Source organism: Bradyrhizobium denitrificans, from assembly GCF_013179005.1.
Taxonomy (GTDB): domain Bacteria; phylum Pseudomonadota; class Alphaproteobacteria; order Rhizobiales; family Xanthobacteraceae; genus Bradyrhizobium; species Bradyrhizobium denitrificans.
Genome location: NZ_JABFDP010000098.1, coordinates 1 through 392, shown reverse-complemented (window position 1 = coordinate 392; position 392 = coordinate 1). Strand labels below are relative to the sequence as shown.

The 392-nt window shown below is 58.7% G+C and carries 1 protein-coding gene; it reads left to right on the top strand.

The features are described from left to right. Positions 1-352 (top strand): integrase core domain-containing protein (locus HL671_RS37915; protein WP_172244274.1); only part of this gene is annotated, 352 nt, incomplete at its 5' end. Positions 353-392: the final 40 nt, after the last annotated feature.

The following is a 392-nucleotide window of genomic DNA, read 5'->3' as shown; positions in this document are numbered from 1 at the left end:
TGAGATATTGGAAGGAGTCTGCAATGAAGTGGGATTCCCGGCGACGATCCGTGTCGATCAAGGCACCGAGTTCGTGTCGCGCGATCTCGACGTCTGGGCCTACCAGCGCGGCGTCACGCTGGACTTCTCCAGGCCCGGCAAGCCCACCGACAACGCATTCATCGAGGCGTTCAACGGACGCTTCCGGGAGGAATGTCTCAACGCCCACTGGTTCCTTAGCCTTGCCGACGCCCAGGAAAAGGTAGAGAATTGGCGCAAGTACTATAACGAAGAACGCCCCCATGGCGCGATCGGCAACAAGCCGCCGATTTTGCTGCAAAACCACGCTGGCGCATCCAGCCCGCCACCGTGAAACAGGCGCAAAACTCTAGTTATGGGTGGTCCAAAGTTCG